Source organism: Pseudomonas sp. LLC-1 (assembly GCF_002992185.1).
Lineage (GTDB): Bacteria > Pseudomonadota > Gammaproteobacteria > Pseudomonadales > Pseudomonadaceae > Aquipseudomonas > Aquipseudomonas monteilii.
Genome location: NZ_LUVY01000018.1, coordinates 119,311 through 142,797 on the forward strand (window position 1 = coordinate 119,311; position 23,487 = coordinate 142,797).

Consider the following 23,487-nt stretch of genomic DNA (forward strand, 5'->3'; position numbering starts at 1 on the left):
GCAATCTGCTCAACGTACTTATGTACCTTGTCAGCTGTTGTGTGCTTGGGGAATCGAGTCCTATCCCCTGAAGTCGAATCCCGCCGGAGATTGCGTCGTCACGTAGTGTGCCAGGTAATTGTCCAGCACGGTTTCCGGATCATCGAGCAGGCGGTAATCGGCAAAGTTATCGTCCTTGACGTGATAGACCTTCCCGTCGCGCTTTTCTTCGTCAAGAAACAGGGCATCGCCCGCATCAGTCAACAGCCAGCAACGCAAATAGTGCTCGGAATTCGCCTGGATGCTTTTGACGAAATCCCTGATCACGGCCTTCTTCACCCCACGTAGCACTCGATAGCGTTCGATTGACAGACGTCCACTGTAGGAAAACGGGGTGTTGGTCCAATCAATGGACAGATAGGAATCCTCGGTCAGCATGAGAGAATTGAAATAGCGATACAGTTCCTTCCAACGGGGCGGCAGCATCGCACATTTTCTTTCGAACTCTGCCCCCTCTGCTACAAGTGTTTCCGGAATCAAATAGAAGAACAGGTTCAGTGCGCGCCCTTCAGCCGCTAGCGATGCTATCCAAGTACCCTGAAAACGCCTGCACAGCACTATCGGTACCGCGTACTCACTCTTGATCGCCGCCACTGTACGAGGAAAGGCGGCAGCAAAGCCAGGAAACATTTCATCTACGGAGGCGCCTAGTTTATCGATCATCACGCTGCTCAGCCGCTGACGCTGGGCATCACCAACATCGACTGTCCGCGTGCAGACCAGATCATACATAGTCTTATCAAGCATCAAATGCCTCCAGCGTTCAGTTTTAGGAAAGCCTGTATCTGCTTCTCGATTTTCTCCGCCAACAGCATCTGCGTATCCTGTAAATTGCGGATATATGTTGTATTCAGCCCTTGACCACGGTGAGTCTCCCATTTTAGGTTGGCGCTTTTCGAAGCATTGAGCGACTGCGGCAACGGCTGCAGATTTCCAAGCCCGACACGGTCCTGAATAATGTCAGTCATCTGTGATCGGGTGAGTCTATCGAATCCATCCATTTCAATAATCCTGCTAACCGGGAAAATATGATCAACCGCCAGCACTTGACCAGCAGATGGCGCAATGAACTTGTGTTTTTCCATCGGATCTAGGTAGCCATTGCCCTGAAACCTGTCGCTCATCGCCTTGGTGACCGTGGTAATCCGCTTGCCAAGGCTCGGGATAAAGATCCCGCCGTATACGGTACCGCGTGACATTGGAGGTGGCACGTACACCGAATTACGATAGTAGTTGGCCCCCGCCCGCACCGTCGAGCGCGCTGCATCAGTGGTCGCCCGCAAGGCCAGGCCACCGGCCAGGGTGCTGGTGAGCATGCGCAGGCCATCCTCGGCAATCTGCGCACCCTCGGTTTGCGTCAGGTAGCGATCCGCCGCGCTGGCTGTCCTGTCGAAGACACCCTGTGGGTCATTCAACACCTCGCTGCCCAGGCGGGACAAGCCTTCCAGTGCCTGGTCGCGGAGCTGTGCATCGGTCACCAACCCGGCCATTATCGCCGTGCTGTCGAGCATGTCCAGCGCCGCATTGGAGACCCCACGCACAGCGCGCAACGCCAGCATCTGCACCTGGCTGTCGGCGCCTTCTATTCGCGGACCAAGGGCAGCGCCCAACGTCGTGCGGGCTTCGCTGGACCAGTTCAGCAGGCTCTCGTAGCTGATGTCGGACGTCTCCGGTATTGAACCCTCGACGATGTCGTCCGCGCCAGCCGCGAACCAGGGATAATTGCCGGCGTCAAAGTCGAACAGCGGCTCCTGTGGGTCCGGTGTGACCAGGCTAGCCGGCAGTTCAAGCCCCGGCCCGACCGCCACCAGCGACGCAGCCAGCGAGCCGGAGCGTGCCGCCAGCGTCCTGAAGCTGTCAGCGGCGCCGAAAGCGACGTTGGCCAGGACGTTGCCGAAGGCATCCGCAGCGACGCTGGAGTAATTCGGCTTGTCGCCACCAAACCACTTGTCCTTCAGAAACGCATTGGCGTGAGCAGCCACCTGGCCTCTAAGGACCAAGCCCCCTACACCCGGTTGCACGATCTGCCCGCTGACATTGGCCGCCAGCGCCGAGGCCGCCAGGCCACCCCAGCTGAAGGCATTGTCCAGGCCTACGATGCGATTGGCGACCTGGCTACTGGCGTAGTTGAAGACACCCAGCGCGGTGTAACCCAGCGCATCCTTGCCTTTCACCACGTCAGCGGCGGCCCGCGCCCAGGAACCGGCCTGAGCGCTGCGGGCCAGGGCCCCCGCGCCGGCGCTGATGCCTCCGGTCAGGCCGCTGGCTGCAACCTGTCGCCAGGAGAAGCTGTCGACCGTACCCATGGCCATGCCACTCAACTGCGCGGCGGCACTGCCGGCGGCGGCGCCCACGATCGCGCCGCCGATCATGGCCCCCGTGCTAATCCCGGTGATAGCGCCACCGGTCAGCGCCGCCGTGCCGACCGCCGCGTAGCCACCTGCCGCGCCGACCGTGGCGGAGGACGCCGAGGCGATTGCCGCCGCACCGGCCCCTGCGGTGTAGACCGCGACCACCACCGCGACCACCACCATCACTACACTGGCAAGGCCGCCACATTTCTTTTTCTTTGGCTTGGGTGGCGGCGGGAATACCGGTTTCGGCGTGGTATCGCCAATCACATCACTGGCGTTGTACGGTTTGAAGGTGGTCGCGTCGTTGTGGGTACTGCTGACCACGTTGGGAATACGGATGCTGTCGCCGACCACCAGCGCCTTGGCCGGGTCGATGCCATTGGCATCGGCGATCAGGTACCACATCTTCGAGTCACCCCAGACTGCCTGGGCGATGCTGGCCAGGGTATCGCCCTGGTTGACCACGTAGTTGCCCGGCGTGCGGCTTGGGTATTCCTCGGAGATGGGGGTCAGGGTATCGGTGATCTGTGCTGCACTTAGGTTGCCGTAGTTGGCCAGGGCGGCGCCTTGGTAGTAGAGATAGCTTTGAGTGCTGTGGCTGTCCGTACCGACGCGGGTGGTCAGCAGTCCGTCCTTGTTCGACTCGAAAGACTGGTTGAAGATCGAGCCGTTGTAGGTCCTGACCTCTACTGCATTTCCTCGCGAATCGAAGCTGGTCGAGGTCCAACCCGAAGTGTTGGAAATGTTGGTAGTGACCTCAATATGCCATTCCTTGTAGGTATCCGTGGCCAAGAACTTGCGCGCGTAGGCGCCACGGTAACTGATCGAAGTACCATCAGCTGCATAGACCAGGTAACGGTAGGACGTCTGGTTGCCGGCGGCATCAATCATCCCGGCTTCACCGAAGTAGTTGGCCTGTGACTTGCGCTCCACACCGCCAGCAATCTTGTAGACCAGTTGGGCGACCATTTGCCCGTCGCCGCGATAGCTGTAGGTGCTGCGCTCTACCGCGACGTCGTTGCTATAGGACATCTGGCTGGTACGATTGCCTAGGGCATCGTAGGTGTTTCTGAACAGCAGTTTACTGACATCCGTCGCCTGCACTGCCCCGCCGGTATCTGCACCAGCCGCCCGGGTCACCAGCCCGCTGCGCGAGTCGAGTACCTGGCCCATATCGTTATAGCTGTAGGTATTTCGGACATAGCGCTCGCCACCACTGATCGAAGCACTCCAGGACTCGGACGACAACCTTCTGCCAGCGCCGTCGTACGCTACCGCATAGCCCTTGGCCACGCCCGCCTGCTTGCCAGCCACCACCTTGCCATTGCTCAGGTAGCCGCTGCCAACGAGTACCCTTCCCTCCAGATCGTACTTGTACCAATTGTCGATAATCGTCCTGGCGCCGGACTGGTTCGTCGTATCCATATAGCTAAGACGGCGATTCCCAAGCTCGTCGTAGAAATAGCGCAATGCATCTACGCGCGCAGTCTCGACATGCCACATATCCGCTACAGTTGTCCTGCCTGCCGGGCTCATGACATCTTTCAGTCGGCCAAGCTCATCGAGCTTGTAGCGGGTGTCCGCATAACCACTGACTGCGGGGAAAAACAGGATTTTGCCCATGTAATAGGACTGGGAGTACTCCCGCACGCGTTGGCCAGCCTGGTCGTATTGGTAATTCTCGACCGACCAATCGACAGCGTAGGTCTCCTCTTTATATGAATCGCGGACGCTTTTGAGCAAGCCATTGCTGTAGTAATCGTAGGCCCTCTGACTGGTGTCCAGATAAATACCCTCGAAATTTTCAGGAAGACTTTCCAGCACCACCTGACCGAAGGCGTTATAGGCGTAGCTGAACGCCTGCTTCGCCATGTTCGTCCGGGACACCATGCGCCCGTAGTCCAACTCGTTGTAGGCCCACGTAAGGCTGTTGCCCAGCCCATCGACTTCCGCCACCTTACGGTTGGCCTCGTTGTACACGAAGGACTTGGTGATATTCGATTCATTACGGGTCGCAACGACATTGCCGCGCTCGTCGAACAGACTGAAACGGGTATTGCCCGCCACCCCGGCGACCGCACTGGTGAAGTCGGCTTTGGGCTTGGCAGTCAGGGTTTCCGTAACCGTAGCGGCACCCTTGATTTCAGCATACAGGCGGCCTGCCTGGTCATACTGGTTGGTCAGCTGCACGACCTTCTGCCCGCTGCGCACCACACCGTGGCGGGTATGCCGGTCCATGGCGTCGTATTCATCGAAGGTGACCACGCCCGCGGCATCGCGGGTACCGACCCGGTTGCCATGGGCATCCACCGCGTAGTGGCGCACGGCACCCAGGGCATCGATATCCCGTATCAGGTCGCCGGCCTGGTTGTACACGTGCTGGCGGCTGCGCAACAGACTGCTGCCGGTGACCCCGCTGTAGGGCCCGACCAGGTCGGCTTCCTCCACTAGCCGGCCCAAGGCATCGTAGCGCTTTTCGTGGATCAGGCTAGCGCGATAGTTGGTGCCGTTTTCCCGCAGGATATCGGTGACCGGCAAGGTCTCACTGAGCACCTGATTGTTGTGGTCGTAGGTATAAGTGGTGACCTGGGCACGGGTATCGGCGCGACTCAGCACATTCCCCCAACGATCATTGCTCAGCAGAATGATCGGCGTGACCCGGGTCAGGATGAGGTTGTTCAGGGTATCGCCATTGACGTTGGCCTCAAAGGCCGGCAGATGCTGCTCCAGGGCTCGGCCCAACAGGTCGTTGCGGATATAGGTGACGCGGTCGTCCGTCGCGCTGGCCACGATGCCCAACTGTGCACTACGGCTGGCCTTGCCAGTGAGGTCGTAGTCGACCTGGGTCACACCCTGGGCATTGGTCTGCCTGAAGGCGTTACCGATCCGGTCGTATTCGTAGCGTACCTTGTAGTTGCCGTTCAGCAACTCAGCCGTGATCTCGCCGAACAGGTTGTAGGTTACGGTGTTGCTGGTGCTTTTCTGCACGCCGTTGTCGGTGTACCAGTCCGTGGTACTCAACTGCTGGCCCAGGCGGTCATAGCCGTAGCTGCGACGCAAGGTCTGGTCGTTGCTGCGCCAGCCGCTGAGAACAGTGCTGATCACCCGGGTTTCCTCCAGGCGGCGCCCGGCGACATCCACCTTGAATTGCTGCGCGGAACCGGCGGCATCGTACTCCTGGACCAGATACCCGGCGGCGTCATACAGGCTGCGGGTGATTTGGGCAAGGCCCTGCTGCCCCGCTCCGGCGCTGCGCAGCTCGTATACCACCTGGCCGAAAGCGTTGACCCCGTACTGGGTGGTCGGTGCTGCGAGCACCGGGGTCTCGAACGGGCTGACTGCGCCGGCCTTGGCCGTGGACCGTGCCGGTTCGGTAACCCGCACCACCTGGCCCGCAGCATTGTACTCGGTAGTGGTGACGTACCCCCCTGCGTCGGTCAGGGTACGCAGATTGCCGACCCCGTCGTAAGTACTGCGGCTGACGATCACATCGCCCGTGACGCGGGTCATGGTCGCCCGGGTAGCACCGGCGGCGAAGCTCTGCCGCCAGTAGACGACGTTCTCTTGCACGGTCTGTATCAGGCGATCGGCAGCGTTGTAGACAAACCGCTGGCTGCGGTCGTTGCCACTGGTCCTGGCCACCGGTAGGGTCGTCTCGCTCCAGCTGGCCAGCGCCGTGACGTACTCGACCTGGCGGCTGAGATTGCCGTTGCCGTCGTACTCCATGCGGGTGTAATAGCCCAAGGCATCGACGGTACCGATCCGGTGCCCGGCCAGGTCGTAGTAATTGACCGTGCTGATTTGCTCCATCACCGAAGCGCCGGTGTTGTCCCGCGCCACCAGGGTCTCGCGGATCACCTGGCCAAAGGCGTTGTAGCTGTAGACCCGGGTCGGCGCAACGGTCTTCACGGACGAGGTAGCGACATTGCCCGTGAAGCCATACAGGCTTACGAAATCCTGTTGCACCTCGCTCTTGCGACCAATGCGGTCGTAGCGAGTGATCAAGGTGCGGTCGTTGCCGGGACTGGCCGGCAGCGCCGTGGCAGTGAAATCGGCTGGCTGGTAGTGACCGACTGCCGGAACCGCGGCGGCAAGCGCCTTAGCATAGCGCCGGGTCAGCGTCACCTGGCCGAAGGCGTTGTACTCGAAGGCTGTCACGCCCTTGAGCGCATCGACCTCGTAGCGCACCCGGCCAAGCACGTCGTAGGCCTTGTAGCTGTCGACGTAGTCACTGGCCGCAACACCGCTGTTGTTGACCCGTACCCGGTTGCGCACAGCATTGCCAAGGCCGTCGTAGGTCACTTCGGTGGTGACCTGGAATGTATTGGCCGTACCGTCGCTCGCCTGCTGGTACTGCCCGGTGGCCTTGTTATACCAACCCGGACTGGTGACCCGGACCTGTCGACCGAGGGCATCGTAGACATAGCTGCTGGTGCGCGCCTGGCTCAGGTCATCCAGCGCCGGATCGCTGTCGGCATTGGCACGCAGGCGGCCTTCGCTGCGGCTGAGGATGTTGCCGAGGCCATCGTAGCTGTAGCGGGTAACCAGGGACACCGCCTGCCCGCTGACCACTCCGGTGCTGTCAACCTTGGTGACCCAGATGGCCGGGGTGATTTCCTCGAACAGGCGACCGAGCTTGTCGTATCGATAGTTCCACACCTGGCCATTCTTGTTGGTCAGGCTGATCCGGTTGCCAGCGGCGTCGTAGCTGTAGGACTCGCTGTAGCCGGCTGGGTCGATCACACTTTTCAGCCGCCCGACGGCGTCATAGGTGTACCGGTTGCGGCGGTCTGCGGCACCGACCAAGGTCGGCTTGAGGGTGTTGCTGGCCGCCGGTGCCAGAAGCGTCCGCAATCTCTCGACATCCCGTGCACCCTGCAACGGGTTGCTGTAACGCACCTCCTGGACGAGATTGCCCGCAACGTCATAGAGACGCTCGCTGACGTAGCCCAACGCATCCACGGTAAAGCGCAGTTGCCCGGCCTGGTCATGCACATAGTCGGTGGTGCCGCCACCGGCATCGATCCGGCGCGTGACCCGATCAGCATGGTCGTACTGATACTGGGTCAGCAAATTCAGGCCTTGGGGGTCGACGCGCTCTTCGATACGCCGGCCAAGGTTGTCGAACACGTACTGGGTGACCCGCTGGGCCGGGCTGGCGAGCGTACCCAGGCTGACGCTGACGACATTGCCGGCGCCGTCGTAGGCGTAAGTGGTGCTGAGTTTCTGCCCTGCAGGGTCGACGATGCTCTGCTTGAGCTGGCCCTTGCGGTCGTAGCGGTACTCGGTGGTACGCGTCAAGGCAGTGCCGGCGTTTTCCACCACCTGCACCTTACGCCCGGCGCTATCAAGCTGGTAGGTGGTGCGCAGGTTGAGGCCATTCGGGTCGACGCTCTGCTGCACCACCCGGCTGGCCGCGTCGTAGCTCAGGCGCGTGACGACGCCTCGGGCGTCCACGCTTTCGCTGAGGCGCCCGGCCTGGTCATAGCGCTTGATTGTGGCCACCTGGCCGAGGGCATCGAGGGTCCGGGTCAGCTGACCGTCGCGGTTGTATTCGTACTGGGTGGCCTCGCCATTGCCGTTGACCACCTTGATGGCATCGCCGTGACGGTTCTTCCAGGTACTGATGCTTGCGCCGTCCGGCAAGGTCACGGTGACGCTGCGATTGGCATCGTCATACCCGTAGAGCGTGGCCTGGCCCAGGGCATTGACCTCCCTGAGCACCCGGCCGAAGGCATCGAACTCACTGCGTCGAACCCGGTTCAACGGGTCGCGGACCACCAGGGTTCGGCCATTGTCCAGGTACTCGGTCCTGCTGACAGCCCCCCCCGCATCGACGCTGCGGATCAACCGGCCATAGGCGTCGTAGCTGCTGCTCTCGGTCAGGTTCAGGCCACCGACATCGCGGGTCTGGCTGACCCGCTCGCCGCGCAGGCTGTAGGCGTAAGCCGTGGTCAGCGTCCGCCCAGAGCCGATACCGCGGATGTGCCGCAGCAGTTGACCGTACTGGTCGTACTGCTGGCTGGTGACGAAGCCTTCGGCGTCTTTACTGGTCAGCAGCAGGCCGCGCTTGTCATAAGTGTATATGCTGCGCCGATCGCTGATGGCGTCGCGGATGGCCGCCACCAGGTTATCCAGGGCAAGGTGCTGGGGACCGCCGGTCAACCCGGCCAGGCTGGCAAGTGCCAGGCGATTGGCCAATTGCGTGCGCTCGATGGCGTCGCCGAAGGCGTTGTACCGGGTCTCGCTGACTTCACCGAGGGCGTTGACCACTCGGGTCAGGTGGCCGGCGGAATCATAGTACGAGAGGGTGCGATTGCCCATGGCATCTCTGGCGCTGGCCACCCGTCCCGACGCATCGTAACTCCAGGTCATGCCGTACTGGCTGTAGACCGCAGCGATCTGTTCCTCGCTCATGCCAGCAGTGATCCGCGTCGAGGCTTCGCCCAGCAGTTTGCCGATGGTCTGGCCGAAAACGTCGTAGCGGGTACGCACACTGCGGGCCTCGCTGGTACCGGCAGCGGTGGTCTCCCGGGTCAGCCGCCCTGCGGCGTCGTACTCGAAAAGGGTGACGCTGCCGTCCGCAGCGGTACGCCGTGTCACCCGGCCCAGGGCATCATGGGCCGTGGTCACTACCTGGCTGCCGCCGTCCGCCACGGCGTTGCGGACCGTGGCGAAGCTGCTGGCGGCGGTCAGTGCAGCAGTATGGACGTTGGTATAGCGGATGCTTTGCTGGACATTACCGGCCTCGTCGTAGACAGTCTCGCTGACGAACTGACGCTCATCGACACTGCCCACCTGACGCCCAGCGCCATCATAGAAGTACCAGGTGCTCAGGGCTGCGCTGCTCGGGCGCAGCTCAGCCAGGCCGGCGCTGGCGCGTAAGGTGGCGTTGGTCACGGCCGCGTAGCGGATCACCTGCTGCAACTGACCGGCGGCGTTATAGCGGTTTTCCCGCAGATATCCTTCGCCATCCAGTTGCCCGGCCTCGCGCCCGTCCGCGTCGTAAAAGGTGCGGGTCACCCGCTCGCCGGTCTGCTGGCGTACCAGTCGGCCACGACCGTCGTAGGCGTAGCTCGTGACCGTACCAGCAGCGTCAATAGTACTGGCGAGGCGTCCGGCCCTGTCGTAGGTGAAACGCTCCTGACGGTCTGCAGCGCTGGTGGCAGGGAGTATCTGCGACAGGGTCACCGTGACCGTAGTGCCGTTGAACCAGTTGCTGGTGTCGACCTGGGTGGCATAGTGCAGCGCCACAAGAAGCTGGTCGTTGGCGTTGTAGGTATGCCGGGTGACGCTGCCTGCGCCATCGACCTCGGCGGCGAGGCGGCCGCGCTGGTCGTAGAACAGATAGCTGCGCACACCGGTGGCATCCTGCTTCATGCTCAGGCGGCCGGCGGCGTCGTAGTAGTACCGGGTCGTGCGCGACGGGGTAGCAGTGGCAGTTTCCTGGATGGCAATCAGGCGCCCGCGGGTGTCGTAGAGCTGGGTCAGGGTCAGGCCGCTGGCCGTGGTGACGGCGATGCTGCGCTTGCCGTTGTCGTAGAGCGTGGTCCGGGAGCCATCCGCGTCCATCTGCGTGAGCACCCGGCCCATGCCGTCGTAGCTGGTCGAGCCGAGCAAAACCTTGCTGGTCCGTGCACTGCCACGCACGGCCAGGGTTTGCAGCAACTGGCCGTGAGCGCTGTGCACGTACTCGGTGATCTGTGCTGCGGCGTCAACCACCCCGTTACCCGTGGCATCCACTGTGGCGTAGAGCACGCGGCGGCTGAGATTGCCACGGTAGTCCCAGGTCATTTCGGTGATACGCGACTGGGTCTTGTCCCGCGCTGCTGCCCATGTGACCAGCCCGGCTTCGCTGAGGGTGGCCGCAGGTGCCAGGCTGGCGAGCGGATAGGCCAGGTCGCCATAGGCAATTTCCCGGGTGCGCAGTCCCCTGGCATCGTAACGGTACTCGACCACATTGCCGGCTGCGCTGACCACGAAACGCAGGCGCTCGGCGCTGTCGTAGACATGCCGCGTGACCTGAGCCGAGGTGGCAGGTGGCTCGTCCCAGCTGCCGCTGGTGGTGTTCCAGGTCGACGGCAGGCTGTAGCGGATCTCGTTGAGCAGCTGGTTGCTGCCACTGAACACTCGCGTCACGGTCACGCCTGTCGGGTCGCGCTCGAGAATGCGGTTGCCGCGCTCGTCATAGATGTAGGTCAGCACGCTGCCGTTGCTATTGACCCGGATGACATTGCCTGCAGCATCGTACGCATAGGTGGTCTGGAAGACCTGGCCGTTTTCGGCGGGCGACTGGACGGCCGTCAATTGCCCCTTGGGGTCGTAGACATAACCCCATTCCTGCTCGAGTGCATTGCGTACCGCCGTGCGGCGGTTGGCCAGGTCGTAGCTGAAGGTGCTGGTACCGGATGAGTCGGTGACCGTCTTCACCCTATACTCGCTACCCACCAACTCATAGGTGAAGCTGACCACGCTGCCATCGCTCTGGCTGACGCTGGCGACGCGGAAGCTATTGCCATCATAGGTGTAGCTGGTGCTGTAGACATTGCCATCGGCGATGCTGTTGTCGTCGGGTGTCAGGTCGGTCTGGACCCGGGCCAGACGACCGTAGCTGTCATAGCTGTAATAGACCTGGCGGGTCAACGGGCCGTTGGCCAGGACACGGGTATCCACCCGCTCCAACTTGCCAGCAGCGTTGTAGACCATGACCAGAGCCTGGCCCGAACTGTCGCTGACGCTGGCAAGCCTGCCGTTCTGGTAACCATAGCTGACCAAGGTACCCTGGCTGTCGCGCACCGAGGCCAACCTGCCCTCGCTGTCGTAGCGCTCGACGCTGCGCGTGCTGCCGTCAGTCCAGTACCACTGGCTGTTCTGGGCGTCCCACTGGATGAAGTCGTGGGCACCATCGCCCTCACTGGACTGGTAGCGCGCGCCGTCCCAGGCGTAGACCGTTACATGGCCATCACCGGTGGTACGGGTCAGACTGCTGCCGGCGGCAAGTGCCGTGCCAGAGAGCGCGAGACGGCGCTCGCCATCCCAGCGCCAGCCGTCGCCATCGGCATCATTGAGTACACCAAGGGCGTTGTAGGTACGGGTCTGCAACAGGTCCTGGCCCAGGCCGGAGAGCTGCTCGTCGGTAAAACGCAGGATCAGGTTTCCGGTGCTGGCATTGACCCAGGCCTTGCCCCCTGCCTGGCCCAGGTTGCCTTGGCCGAACGCCCCTGCGGCCGCGCCGAGGATATTCAGCGAGGTATTGAACAGCCCCAGTCCATTGCCGGCGACCACTGCAACCATAGTTTCCGTCCCTTCTTCCAGTGGGTCATGCGCGACCCGGAAATCCTTGGCCGCTTGTATAAAACGGCCTCACTGATCGCCTTATGCGTGGATTCGGCAAAAGGTTTAGGGGCACAGCAAAATATTTTTCTGCCAGGGCCAATTTGCCGTTTGCCACATGACAGACAGCCTGCGGCGCGGCAATAATCGCCCTCATACCTACATACAAAGCCAGGATCATGACCTCCGATACCCTTTCCTCGAAGCAGGACCGCCTGGTCCGGCTGCTTGGCTTTCTGAGCCACGACCGGACCAACACAATGCTGTTGGCAGACGCCCTGAACCTGGCGATCGAGACGGGCGACGCAGCAAACGGCAAGCGTTTGCTCGAGCACCTTGAGCAGTACCCCAGCGACGATCCGCAGCTCTGCGCCCTGGCCCTGCACCTGGCGCTGCAGGCCCATGACTTCATCACGGCAGCAGCCTATGGCGACAAGGCGCTGAAGGCCGGTATCGAACATCCTGCCGTGGTCTACAACGCCGCATTCGCGCACTTCTACAGTGGCGACTACGCGACAACAGCCGACCTCTTCGCCCGTCACGCAAGCGCTCAGGACAGCAGCACTGCCCTGCTCCTGCACGCCCGTGCCCTGCACCACCAGGAACTGACCGAAGAAGCCGAACCACTGGTGGTCCAAGCGCTTGAGCAGGAGCCGCAGAGCACCGAAGCCCGTGGTCTGCTGGCGCTGCTGCGCTATGAAAACGACGACCTCGACAGCGCCTTGAGCCTGTCCCGGGAAGTCCTGGTCCACGACCCCGACCAGCTTGACGCACTCATCGCCTGCGCCTCCGCGCATTTCGAGCAACGCGCTATCAGCGCCTCGCGCAACGCCTGGCTGCACACCGTCCAGGCCCACCCCGGATGCGGTCGCGCCTGGTCCGGCCTGGGCCAACTGGAATTCAACGAACTGCAGTTTGATCAGGCACTGGAGCACCTGCGCAAGGCAGTCGAATTGATGCCGGACCATATCGGCACCTGGCACCTGCTGGCCTGGATCCATATCCTGCACAACGACAGCGCTGCTGCCCGCGACGCCTTGCTCAAGTCCTATGAACTGGACCGCAACTTCGGCGAGACCCATGGCGGCCTGGCGGTGGTCGATGTCATGGACGGTCTGGAGCAGGAAGCGCGCTTCGGCATCCGCCGCGCGCTCAAGCTCAACCCCGACGGCCTTAGCGCACGCTATGCCGAGATGCTGCTCCTGCAGCGCGCCGGCAAAGTCGAGCAAGCGAAGGAGTTGCTTCACCAGGTACTTGCAAATACCTCGCCCGACGGTCACAACAGCGGCCAGGTACTGCTCGAGCGGTGGCTGCATGAGCATCAGGACAAGCGTGCCACCGCCCGTCCCGATCATCATTGAACCGCGTCACCCGGAGCCTATTGATGCTGGAAGCGAACGAATACCTGCACCTGGCCATTCACGCCAGCCAGGAAAACAACCACCACGCCGCCCTCGACTATCTGGAGCGGGCCCTGAAGCTGGAGCCGGACAACCCGGGTGTGCGTTATTTCCAGGCTGCCGAATATGCGGAACTCGGCCTGTTCCCTCGGGCGATATTGTGCATGAACGAGGTGCTGGCGCTGAGCCCCGACATGGACCTGGCACGCTTTCAGCTGGGCCTGCTGCACCTCCAGCAAGAGTCCCCGGAACAGGCACGCGCTGCGTTCGAGGAGCTGTATGCCAACGGCACCGACGAAAGCCTGCGCACGTTCGCCGACGCCTATGTCTCGTTGATCGACGAAGACCTGCAGGCCGCTGTCGTCAAGCTCGAGCGCGGCGTGGCGACCTGCGAAAACCTACCGCTCAAGGGGGACATGATCCGGGTCTTGGCAAAGCTCAAGCCTGAGCCCGACCTACAGGCTGCCGACCTTACGCCCACCGAAAGCAATGCCGCGGTATTTCTCGGTGCCTACCGGGATATGGGTGAGACGTCCTGATGTCCGGCATCGATCGCACAAGCCTGTCGCGGCTGCTCGCCACTCTCGGCAAGCCTGCGGCTCAGGGCAGAAGCAGTAAACAAGTCGCCTCGACGGGACGCCAGCACCACCCTGCCCCGGCAAAGCCTGGGGCCCGAAACCCGCAGATACTCCGGGCGCGGTTGCGTAGCCGACTGACCATCCTGCGGGAAAGTGCCGGGGACTTCTTGGAGGCGGCGCCCTTGGTCACCGTGCAGGAGATCCTGCGCTGGGAATTCGGCGAGAACGTTGTGGCTCATACGCAATTCGAGCAGGTGGCGGGAAAAGTGGCGCAGGCGCTGCTGGCGGATGAAAAAATGGAGGCCGCGGTATATCGGGTGATCGAGACGTTGTTAGCATCAGATTGACACTGTAGTTCACGGGGATCTCCCTCCTCCCGAGAGCTGGTCCTCCCGAGCGTCCAAAACATATGAGATCAATGCCTCAACCGGAGCCAGGAATAGCTTCCGTCAAACTGTTTTGAACGCATCAGAAGAGATGCGATTCAAGCGGTGTGGTTGACGCATACTTGGTCTCGCCAAGGGGTCAAACGATCATCTGCGAAAGCGGGCGCCATTCTTCAGATCTGAGTTCAGCAGCGCGATAGTTTGTGTAAACTGACTCCTTGACTGGCGCGTATCAAATTATTGGTAAAAATCGACCAGTTCCATTAAAAAACTTTAGAAATCAACGCACTGAAAGCGGCTAGGAGTTTCGTTTCACTGGAGTATCTGGCCGCACCACTGTCGCAGCTCACTCGAAAGGGGGTCTGCCACTGACGCTAAGAAGGGATTCTAAAATGGATGCTCCGATTGTCTTTGTAAATATTGGCTGGATGGTGTCTTACCAAGGCCCAGATAACGATCCAACCATTGGTGGACATGGATGGTTAAAGACACATGCTTACGGCCATGAAGCGTGGAATTTCCAGCCTACGCGCAAAAGGTTGTATGGCTATATCCCCCGGTCAGCTCGAATAGATTTGAGGAGGCTTGGTGCTGCCAGAAACGATGACAAAGTCGAAGGCGTGACCGTGATCTGGGTTGCCAGGAGTCCAAGGGATCAAGTCACGTACGTGGTTGGCTGGTACAGAAGTGCTGTGGTTTACCCTGAGTCAGGCCATTTCGAGATCAAGCGGTCAAGTGGCGACGTCGTTGGGTATCAGATTGAAGCGCCTACTGCTGGCGCGATCTTATTGGCACCAGACCAGCGTGTTCTTAAAGTACCTACAGCGAAGGTTAAGGGTAACCTCGGGCAAAGCCCAGTCTGGTATGGAAATCCAGAGTATGTGGCTAAGGTGAGGTCGTATTTGGACGCAGGTGGGAGCCTCTCCCAGAAGGCGTCGAAGAAGCAGGTGAATTCTCCTAAGCAACAAGATCCCGAGATGAGGAAACTCGTGGAGCTGGCGGCAGTACGTCATGCCATCAAATATTACGAGTCTGTGCAGGGTGGGAGTCGGGTTGTAAAATCGGTAGAAAAAGACAATATGGGCTGGGACCTTACGGTCTCTAGTAATGACGTAGATCTAAAAGTTGAGGTCAAAGGACTGTCAGGAAGCGATCTATGCGCTGAACTAACTCCTAACGAATACAAGCAAATGCTCGCCGCCGAGCATCGCAGGTCTTACGTAGTCTACATCGTCACGAATGCGCTAGACTCCTCAGCTCGCTCTCATGTTTTTTATTACAATTCCGAGCTGAGCAAAGGCGGCAGTCATTGTTGGCTCACTGAAGATGGGAGAGTATTGAAGATCAAAGAGCTAACCGCTGCTCGGCTCACGATTGATTGATCAGACGTTCATTATATCCATTACTTGGATTGTCGCTGCTTTAACCGACTACCGACCGTTCCAAGGCGCTCTGTTCTTTAGCGATTGCTGTCAGCAAGGGCGACGGCGCCCTGCTGCTCAAGTGAGGACATCACCAAGCTGGCAGGCTGCTTTCGACCCAAAGCAGTCCTTCGTGAAGGGCCGCTACCGCCATAAGCAGCCGATCACGTCCGCTATATGCCTCAGACACTAACGTTTAACGTAACGACCTGCCAAAACCAAGCCGCATGCACAATATTAGCGTTAATCTGGATCTTTGCACCATGTTCTATAAACACACATTGCCGTGTAGCCTTCTTCGGTGTAAAGCTCATACGGTTGACCTTGAGGAAGAAATACCCAGTCGCCTGCCTCGTATCGAACACCATTCTGGACAAGGCTTCCCTTCATAACATAGCGGATGAGGCCTTCGTCGTGAGAATGCTTTTTAACCTTTGTTCCAGGATCTGCCTCGCTGACAACTAACATGCAGTATTCTTTGATATTAATTGGCACAACTAACTTAGACCCCCTCAACTGACCGATGAAATTTACATACGTCCCGCCAACTTTCAAGTGGGAAACTGCGTGAATCAATCGTGCTCTTTTCCTCCATCGGACCAATAAATTGATCGAAGGTAACATCCGTATTTAGAACAACGCTATTCTTGTCAAATGGTTGCATTGCACGCTCTCCGTGATCCGCCGCAACACCAATGTCGCGGTTGTAGTTCTAGGCAAATAATCGTGACAACTAACCATAGGCAAACAAGAAAAGTAGCGCTGTACTTTTCACCACTTGTCTATGATCGATCTTCTTACCCCTACGCCACTTTCTGGCTTATTTAATTGCTACTCCAGAAACAAGGCGTATACGAAGAGGAAGGACGATATGGCTCTAGCCACCCCACGGAGTGTAGCAGTGAATTTCTGTCTGCTACTGGCCGATTGGTGCCCTCCACGAACAGCTGCTACGGGTCGATAGCGGCCATCCAGGATCCACAATTCGCAAAGCAGTTGGATGCGGACATCTGGCGATTAGTCAGCCGCTTGACGAGCAGTAGTGCGAACCTGGCCTAATTCATTGCTGTTCAGCCGTCATTACTATCGTGGCAGCCGTAGCCGGCGCCATCACTGCTCCCAAACGCTACGTGCAGCGCGCCCAGTTACGGCTTACGCACACCAGCCGCGCGGGTTGAGCGGGCGATCTAGTTGAAGTGATAGATCCGCACGGACGCGGTGCAGTCCTACCACGCGCTTGGCGCCGTGCACTAGGCAACCAATCATCAGGCATGCTCCGAACAAGCCGAGACTGGCGTACACTGAAGGCCGCTGAAGATTACCCTGGTCCGTGTCAGAAATCGCCAGTCGCGATCGCCTATGCACCCGCTGAGACTGGGGGCAAAATTGGGGGCATAGCTTTAAATCCCATCCTGAAACTACCGTCCTAGAGCCTAGTCAAAATGTTCTTCGGCGATCCCGATAGTCTCTAATCAAGTTCCACAAACCGTCTTAAAGCCCTAGATACATTGGCTCGCGTCGCGAAAACTGCAGCTTGGCGCAATCGGAATTAACCATGGCATTTTGTGCTAGTGCCATACCCGAACGCGCACCGTAGCATCTCCTTGCCCAAACGCATTGCACCAAGCAAGGAGATAACATGGTTACTGAAACCGCATTGATTACTGGCGCCTCGGGTGGCATCGGACTGGAACTGGCACGCCTCCATGCAGCCAAGGGTGGCGATGTCGTCCTGGTAGCGCGCTCGCGTGACAAGCTGGAGTCCGTCAAGCAGGAACTTCAGACACGATACGGCGTGAAAGTGTATGTAATCGTGGAAGACCTGGCCGATCCTGGCGCAGCAGATCGGGTATTCGCTGCCACCGAAACATTGGGATTGTCCATCGACGTTCTGATCAACAACGCCGGGTTCGGTGGCCACGGGAAATTTGTCGAGCGCAACATCGCTGCCGACCTCGCCATGATGCAAGTGAACATGGGCGCGCTTACCGCTCTGACCCATCATTACCTGAAGGCAATGGTCTCGCGTCGACGCGGGCGTATTCTCAACGTCTCGTCGACCGCCTCGTTCATACCAGGCCCCCTCCAGGCGGTTTACTACGCCACCAAGGCATTCGTGACCTCCTTCACCCAGGCTATCGCCGAGGAAGTCAGGGAATACGGTGTAACCGCCACTGCGCTGTGCCCAGGAGCGGTCGCAACAGGTTTCGTCGCCGCAGGGGATCTGCAGGGGGTGGATGTCTGGAAAAATGCCAAGACGGCACAATCCGTGGCGCAATGCGGTTACCAGGCCATGGAGCGCGGTGAACTGGTTACGTTCAATGAAGGCAAGTTGCGCGTGATGCTCGACTGGATTGTTCCGCTGTTGCCTCGCAAACTGGTGCTCAGGATGTCCCGCAAGGCAATGGAAAAGGCATCCTGAGAAGGCCAGAGAAGCCCTACCCGTTCCCCTTGTTGACGTGCGTGCTACGGCAATGCGCTGCGAAGAGATGCCTCGATAATGAAACAAGCCAAGAATTTCGCCGTGCATGCTGGGTGGAAAGTGATCATTGCTGATTTGGGCGTAGCGCCCGGGGACTTGCTGGCGTTGGCCGAACTACCGGCTGATCTGTTCAGCCGCAAGGACGCCGTGCTCTCGCCACCTGAGTATTTTCGACTTTTCGAGAGCCTTGAGCAGTTGGTCGGAGAGTCGCATCTGCCACTCCGACTCGGTGGTGCCATTTCAGTAGAAGCCTTCGATCCAGCTCTTTTTGCTTGCCTGTGCAGCCCCGACTTCAACGTAGCGCTCACCCGGCTTGCCGAATACAAGCGTCTGTGTGGTCCCTTGGCGCTGGATGTGGTCTTCCACGACGCGTGCACCGAGGTTTTTATCGAGTGCTATGGATACGACCGTCCGCTCCCGCGCAGCCTCCTTGCGATGGAACTGGTCTTCCTTACCCACTTGGCGCGCCTCGCCACAAGGCAAACGATCACCCCGCTGGAGGCAGAGCTGGTGGCGTTGCCCGAACCGGCAAAGCCTTGCGAGGCGTTCCTGGGATGTAGCTTGCGGCAAGGCGACTGCAATCGTATTCGCTTCTCCAAAGAAGATGCTTCGCGCCCTTTCCTTACCGAGAACGTTTCCATGTGGCAGTTCTTTGAACCGGAACTCCGGACCCGGCTTTCAAAACTCGAAGCCGGCGCCACCACTCAAGAACGAGTACACAGCGCGCTGCTCGACATGCTGCCGAGCGGGCGGAGCAGCATCCAGGATGTTTCCAGTCGCCTGGCGATGAGCAAGCGCTCCCTCCAGCGCCATCTTGCAGACGAGGCGCTGAACTATCAGGAGATACTCAACGACACACGTCAGGGCCTGGCTCGCCACTACCTGTCTCGCTCAAACCTGTCACCCGGGGAAATTGCGTTCCTGATCGGGTTCATGGATGCCAATTCTTTCCTGCGCGCTTTCAAAGCCTGGACTGGCATGACACCGGGCGAATACCGGAGGCAGCACAGCTACTCGATGTGAGGGCTGAATGGCAGTTCTGGCGTCGGAAGCGCTCATCGCAGGTAGCGCGAAAGCTGTAAACAACCACCGGGCTCGATACCGGCCCGGTGATGCTCGCCACCTTACCAATTGTGCGTATAACTGGCAGTCAACACAGTGCCGGGTGCTGGCAAGTGGCTGGTGTTGTTGTTATTGCGCAGCAATTGACTGTAGAGCGGGTAGTAGTCGCGATTGAACAGGTTCTGGATGCCGACGCTTACCTTGTCGTCAGCGGATATCTGGTACTGGCTGACCAGGTCCACTGTCGTATAGCTACTCACTTGATGCCGACCAAAGCTGTCCACGCCATCGAGCCTATAGTCCTTGGCGTCGAAGAACGTAGCTTGCAAGCGGTTGCTCCACTCCAGTGTCGGCTTGTACTGGACGTAGGCGGTCAGCTTCAGGGGCGGAACGCGATAGCCGGTCATGTCTTGCCAGCCTTTGCCATCCGGTTTTTCTCGTCCGCGCATCCAGGTCGCACTCCCCCCTGCGCCCCACACCGCATCGTCCGACAGCCAATCTGCACTGGCTTCGGCTCCGTAGATGCGCTCCTTGGTGCGGGTCAGAATCAGGCCATTGTTGAAACTCTGCACATCCCCCAATTTGGAGGTGGTGTAGAACAGCGCCAAGGTGCCGAGGGTGTTGCTGCCCAGCTCTCCTCGCCAGCCAAGCTCATAGTTGTTGGTTTTGACCGGTTCCAGGTTCGATGCGCCGATGTCGAAACCACGGCGCGCATTGCGCAATTGAATGCCCACGTCGGGCAATTGGAAGCCCTGGCTGAAGGAGGCGTAGATCTCCTGGCCGAGTACCGGTGAGTAGACGATGCCCAGGTTCGACAGCACCGCATCGTAATGAACTTCGCCCCCCTTCACCGCCACCGGGGAGGCAGCGGTGGATTCGGACAACGGAACGAAGTCATCGAATTCGGCAGTGGAGTATTCGTAGCGCAGGCCGCCGTCGACAGACCAATGCTCATCAAAGCGATGCTGTAGCTGGGCGAACGCACCGGCGCTTCGCGTCCTCAGCGGGGGCATGTAGGTGAGCTTGCCGGTCTTGTCGAAGACCAGGCCGCCACTGGCGTCATAAACCGCAGGATCGAAGATATCGAGCGGCATGTCGCTGCGCTCCTGGTTATAGTCGCCACCCCACACCAGCTCGGTACTGCCGCTGTCGCCAAGTGGCGTGCGCAGGGTCAGGCGGCTGCCGAACACTTCGCTGTTCTGCATGATCTGGTCCACGTTGCCGCCGCGGGTAGCAACGGCACGGGCGTCGAACGGCGTGAAGCGGGTGAAGTAGTCCCGGTAGTACATCTGGGCAGAAAGCCGGCTGCCGAGAATGTCGAGATTCTCGTACTCCAGGTTCACCAGCGTGTTGCGAATGCGGTTCTGTTCGTCAAGATCCAGGCCTTTGATCGCATTGGCCGGCACAGAGCCTGCGGGGAGTTTCGCGACGCTTGGGTCTGTAGCGTAATCGGTGTCCTGGCGTGCATCGTAGTGGCTGACTGCAAGCTGGATTCGCTGGTTCTCGTCGATGTGCAGCCCCAGCTTGCCGCCGATGTTGTAGATGTTCGAATCGAACAGGTCGCCTTGACTGGGCTCCGGGGCGATCCGGTCGCCATGCGCATCGTACGAGGCACCGATGTGGCGGGTGCCGAAGTCGAACGCATAGTCCACTGCCCCCTGAGAGCCTGCGAAATACTGCTGGAACTGGCCCCCCAGGCCATCGCTGCCCAGGCGGGTAAGTGGCGAGGTGGCGCTGAGGCTGGTTTCGGCACGGTTTTCACCACCGGCAGGTCGTGTAGTGATGGAGATGATGCCCCCCGTGGCGCCGCTGCCGTAGATGGCGCTACTGCCACGGATGACTTCGACCCGTTCGATCAGCGCCGGGTCGATGTTGGCCAGGTTGCGCGAAGAGTCGCGGTTGGTGTTGAGCGGCACCCCGTCAACCATGACCAGCATGCTGCGCCCGCGCAGGGTCTGGCCATACTCGGTGATGGTGCGGCTGGAGTCGGACATGCCCGGAATCGCCTTGGCCAGTACCGTGGCCAGGCTCTCTGAACCCTGGCGCAGCTCCTGCAGTTGTTCATGCTCAAGAACGGTGGATTGCCGCGTTGCGGAAACCAGGCTGCTGCTGGTGCGCGAGGCGGTGATTTCCATCTGCGCCATTTCCACGGGCACGCTCTGGGTCACGGGGCTGGATGCAGGGGCACCCTGCGCGACGATGACGAACGTACGCTCATCCTTGGCCTGTACCTGCAAGCCACTGTCCTTGAGCAGCGTTTGAAGTGCTTGCTCAGGTGTGAACCGCCCTTTCACCGCAGGCGCGTTTCGCCCTGCACCGAGATCGCTGGCAAAGATGACCTGTACCGAAGACTGCTGTGCAAGGGCGTTGATGGCCTCCCCCAGCGGCGCGGCGGGGAGATCCACGTTCACCTTTTCCCGGCCCTGGGCCGACATTGCGATGAGCAGGCTACTGGCGAGCAATGACAGGCGTAGTTGGCGACTGCGGAGGGGAAAATGCACGTCTCGAGTTCCTTTTTCTGGTTGGGCTTTTTTCAATAGCCGCCATGGGAATCGAGAAACCCTACCTGCGCTTGAGCTTTATTTTTTTGCCGATTTACGTTGAATCCGGACGCTGCCATCCTCTGTTTTCAACACGGCGACGGGCAGGATGCTCGGTAGCAGATCCAGCAGTCGGTCGACATTGTGCGCTTCGAAGACCCCTGTCACCTTGAGTGCAGCCAAGCTTGGGTCGCTCAGCTCAATGGATGCCTTGCGATAGTGACGCAGCAACGACACCGCTTCATCCAGCGGCGTCTGCTCGAACACGATGCGATCATCTTTCCAGGCCATCGCCTTCAAGGCGTCGACCTTCGCAACCGGCATCAGTTGCCCGCCAATCGAGTCGACCTGTTGCCCTGGCCTGAGGGTGACAGGCGCGTGTTCTGCAGCTGCAGCGGTGACGTCCACGCGTCCACGGGCCAGGGTCACACGCACCGCGTCGTTATCCAGCCGGCGGACATTGAACAGCGTACCGAGCACCTCGACCTTCGCCAGGCCAGCGGACACTACGAAGGGGCGGTACACGGCCGAGGAGACATCGAAAAGCGCCTGCCCTGCGCGCAGGTCGACTTCGCGGCTGAGCAGACGCCAGCTGATATCGACATGCGTGCCACTGTCGAGCAGCAGTTTGCTTCCATCATTCAGCAGCACAGCACGCCGCTCACCACCAACGCCGGTAGCGAAACGCTCGCTCTTGTAGGCAGGGTTCAGCCAGGCCAGGCCTGCAAAGGCGATCGCAACCGCCAGCGTGATACCTGCCGACTTTGCTGCCTTCGAGGGCGCAGGCCTGGACGGCGGCATAGGGAACAGCTGCTTGAGCTCTTCACGATGTCGCCCAAGCGCCTCGTCCAGTGGCACCTGTTCGGGTTGCTTCGTCATGGGCGCACCTCATCACGCCCAAGCCGTTGCCTGCATGCCGCCAGCCCCAGGCGCAGGTGCTTTTCCACAGTCTTGATGGAAATACCGAGGCGAGTGGCTACTTCTGCCTGGGGGATTTGGTGAATCTTGTGCATGACGAAAACAGCTTGGCAGCGAGGAGGGAGGTCTGTGATCGCGTCGACGAGCAGTTGAAACTCGCGCTCGCTGTCATACCTGGTCATCGGGGTGGCTGCCGGGCAGGCCACCTCAGGCAGCTCGGAGACCGCCTCTACCCAGGCGCCCCGGCGGCGATCGCTACGATAGCGACTAATAGCGGTGTCGTGGGAGATTTTTCGTAGCAAGGCCAATGGGGTTCGAACGTCTTCTTTCTCACCGCGCTCAAGCAACTGCACGCACACGTCATGCACCACATCACGCGCCATGCTTCTGTCGCCGAAGCGTCGGCGAATGTGGTCCACCAGATCGTCATAGTGACGTACCAATGTAGACAGCAGCGTCGGTTTGGCGGGATCGAACGACACGATGCATCCTGGATAAGAGGTAGGCTCCGAAACAAGACACAAGTGTAAATGAGAAATAATTGCGAATAAACCAACTACCGCGTTGCGGTATGCTAAATCGCAGGAAGGTGAGCAATGGTCAGCCCGTTGGCAACGGCACTGGCTTCAAGCTTTGCGCGCTCCGCGCCCAGAAGGTTATACGCGGCTTGCAGCGTGGTGATCTTCGCTTGAATGTCGGCCATCTTGCTGGCCACCAACATCGCGCCTTGCGCACAATCGATCGTATTGCCCCGCTTGGCCGCAAGGATGTCGCCGATCTCGGCGAGCGAAAAACCGCCGCTCTGGGCACTTTGAATAAAGGCCAGATCAACAACGGTCTGGTCGCTGTAGCTGCGGTAGTTGTTGGCTTGGCGATGGGCCACGATAAGCCCGAGTTGCTCGTAATAGCGCAATGTATGGCGGCCGACTCCACTCCGGCGCTCCAACTCTCCAACATTCACAGTAAAAACTCCT

General features: G+C 59.9%; 13 protein-coding genes. 6 read left to right on the top strand and 7 right to left on the bottom strand.

The window, feature by feature from the left end:
• Window positions 1–60: 60 nt before the first annotated feature.
• Both A0O30_RS20520 and A0O30_RS20525 read right to left on the bottom strand, forming a co-directional pair.
• Window positions 61–786, bottom strand: a complete 726-nt coding sequence (locus tag A0O30_RS20520) for a hypothetical protein (protein ID WP_105947769.1) — start codon at window positions 784–786, stop codon at window positions 61–63.
• Complete coding sequence (locus tag A0O30_RS20525) at window positions 786–11,687, bottom strand: LysM peptidoglycan-binding domain-containing protein (protein ID WP_105947770.1); 10,902 nt, start codon at window positions 11,685–11,687, stop codon at window positions 786–788. The genes A0O30_RS20520 and A0O30_RS20525 overlap by 1 nt, the downstream gene beginning before the upstream one ends.
• 218 nt (window positions 11,688–11,905) lie before the next feature.
• On the opposite strand from A0O30_RS20525, the gene A0O30_RS20530 reads away from it, so the two are divergent.
• From A0O30_RS20530 to A0O30_RS20545, 4 genes are all read left to right on the top strand, one after another.
• Window positions 11,906–13,087 (top strand): lipopolysaccharide assembly protein LapB, encoded by a 1,182-nt coding sequence (locus tag A0O30_RS20530; protein WP_105947771.1) that lies wholly within the window; start codon window positions 11,906–11,908, stop codon window positions 13,085–13,087.
• A gap of 23 nt (window positions 13,088–13,110) precedes the next feature.
• Complete coding sequence (locus tag A0O30_RS20535) at window positions 13,111–13,665, top strand: tetratricopeptide repeat protein (RefSeq protein ID WP_105947772.1); 555 nt, start codon at window positions 13,111–13,113, stop codon at window positions 13,663–13,665.
• Window positions 13,665–14,051 carry a hypothetical protein gene (locus tag A0O30_RS20540; RefSeq protein ID WP_105947773.1) on the top strand — a complete coding sequence of 129 codons (387 nt, stop codon included), beginning with the start codon at window positions 13,665–13,667 and terminating at the stop codon, window positions 14,049–14,051. The genes A0O30_RS20535 and A0O30_RS20540 overlap by 1 nt, the downstream gene beginning before the upstream one ends.
• 431 nt (window positions 14,052–14,482) lie before the next feature.
• Window positions 14,483–15,472 carry a protein NO VEIN domain-containing protein gene (locus tag A0O30_RS20545; protein WP_105947774.1) on the top strand — a complete coding sequence of 330 codons (990 nt, stop codon included), beginning with the start codon at window positions 14,483–14,485 and terminating at the stop codon, window positions 15,470–15,472.
• A gap of 282 nt (window positions 15,473–15,754) precedes the next feature.
• Here A0O30_RS20545 and A0O30_RS27780 read toward each other — a convergent pair whose 3' ends face one another.
• A complete protein-coding gene (locus A0O30_RS27780) occupies window positions 15,755–15,979 on the bottom strand; it encodes a cupin domain-containing protein (RefSeq protein ID WP_158261459.1) in 225 nt (74 codons plus the stop codon).
• 1,171 nt (window positions 15,980–17,150) lie between these two features.
• On the opposite strand from A0O30_RS27780, the gene A0O30_RS20555 reads away from it, so the two are divergent.
• Both A0O30_RS20555 and A0O30_RS20560 read left to right on the top strand, forming a co-directional pair.
• Window positions 17,151–17,933 (top strand): SDR family oxidoreductase, encoded by a 783-nt coding sequence (locus A0O30_RS20555; RefSeq protein ID WP_105947776.1) that lies wholly within the window; start codon window positions 17,151–17,153, stop codon window positions 17,931–17,933.
• 78 nt (window positions 17,934–18,011) lie between these two features.
• On the top strand, window positions 18,012–19,016 hold the full coding sequence (locus A0O30_RS20560; protein WP_105947777.1) for an AraC family transcriptional regulator: 1,005 nt from the start codon (window positions 18,012–18,014) through the stop codon (window positions 19,014–19,016).
• A gap of 101 nt (window positions 19,017–19,117) precedes the next feature.
• Here the strand turns inward: A0O30_RS20560 and A0O30_RS20565 are convergent, their stop codons facing one another.
• From A0O30_RS20565 to A0O30_RS20580, 4 genes are all read right to left on the bottom strand, one after another.
• Window positions 19,118–21,556, bottom strand: coding sequence for a TonB-dependent receptor (locus A0O30_RS20565; protein ID WP_105947778.1), 2,439 nt, complete (start codon window positions 21,554–21,556; stop codon window positions 19,118–19,120).
• Between the two features lie 78 nt (window positions 21,557–21,634).
• Window positions 21,635–22,474, bottom strand: a complete 840-nt coding sequence (locus A0O30_RS20570; protein WP_105947779.1) for a FecR family protein — start codon at window positions 22,472–22,474, stop codon at window positions 21,635–21,637.
• Window positions 22,471–22,995 carry an RNA polymerase sigma factor gene (locus tag A0O30_RS20575; protein ID WP_104834928.1) on the bottom strand — a complete coding sequence of 175 codons (525 nt, stop codon included), beginning with the start codon at window positions 22,993–22,995 and terminating at the stop codon, window positions 22,471–22,473. Before A0O30_RS20575 ends, A0O30_RS20570 begins: the two co-directional genes overlap by 4 nt.
• Before the next feature lie 92 nt (window positions 22,996–23,087).
• The gene (locus tag A0O30_RS20580; RefSeq protein WP_105947780.1) at window positions 23,088–23,474 is read right to left on the bottom strand and encodes a MerR family transcriptional regulator; all 387 of its coding nucleotides are present in this window, start codon (window positions 23,472–23,474) and stop codon (window positions 23,088–23,090) included.
• Window positions 23,475–23,487 lie beyond the last annotated feature (13 nt).

Coding starts and splice junctions, on each gene's coding strand:
- A0O30_RS20520 (WP_105947769.1), bottom strand. CDS start 786: ATGCTTGATAAGACTATGTATGATCTGGTCTGCACGCGGACAGTCGAT.
- A0O30_RS20525 (WP_105947770.1), bottom strand. CDS start 11,687: ATGGTTGCAGTGGTCGCCGGCAATGGACTGGGGCTGTTCAATACCTCG.
- A0O30_RS20530 (WP_105947771.1), top strand. CDS start 11,906: ATGACCTCCGATACCCTTTCCTCGAAGCAGGACCGCCTGGTCCGGCTG.
- A0O30_RS20535 (WP_105947772.1), top strand. CDS start 13,111: ATGCTGGAAGCGAACGAATACCTGCACCTGGCCATTCACGCCAGCCAG.
- A0O30_RS20540 (WP_105947773.1), top strand. CDS start 13,665: ATGTCCGGCATCGATCGCACAAGCCTGTCGCGGCTGCTCGCCACTCTC.
- A0O30_RS20545 (WP_105947774.1), top strand. CDS start 14,483: ATGGATGCTCCGATTGTCTTTGTAAATATTGGCTGGATGGTGTCTTAC.
- A0O30_RS27780 (WP_158261459.1), bottom strand. CDS start 15,979: ATGTTAGTTGTCAGCGAGGCAGATCCTGGAACAAAGGTTAAAAAGCAT.
- A0O30_RS20555 (WP_105947776.1), top strand. CDS start 17,151: ATGGTTACTGAAACCGCATTGATTACTGGCGCCTCGGGTGGCATCGGA.
- A0O30_RS20560 (WP_105947777.1), top strand. CDS start 18,012: ATGAAACAAGCCAAGAATTTCGCCGTGCATGCTGGGTGGAAAGTGATC.
- A0O30_RS20570 (WP_105947779.1), bottom strand. CDS start 22,474: ATGACGAAGCAACCCGAACAGGTGCCACTGGACGAGGCGCTTGGGCGA.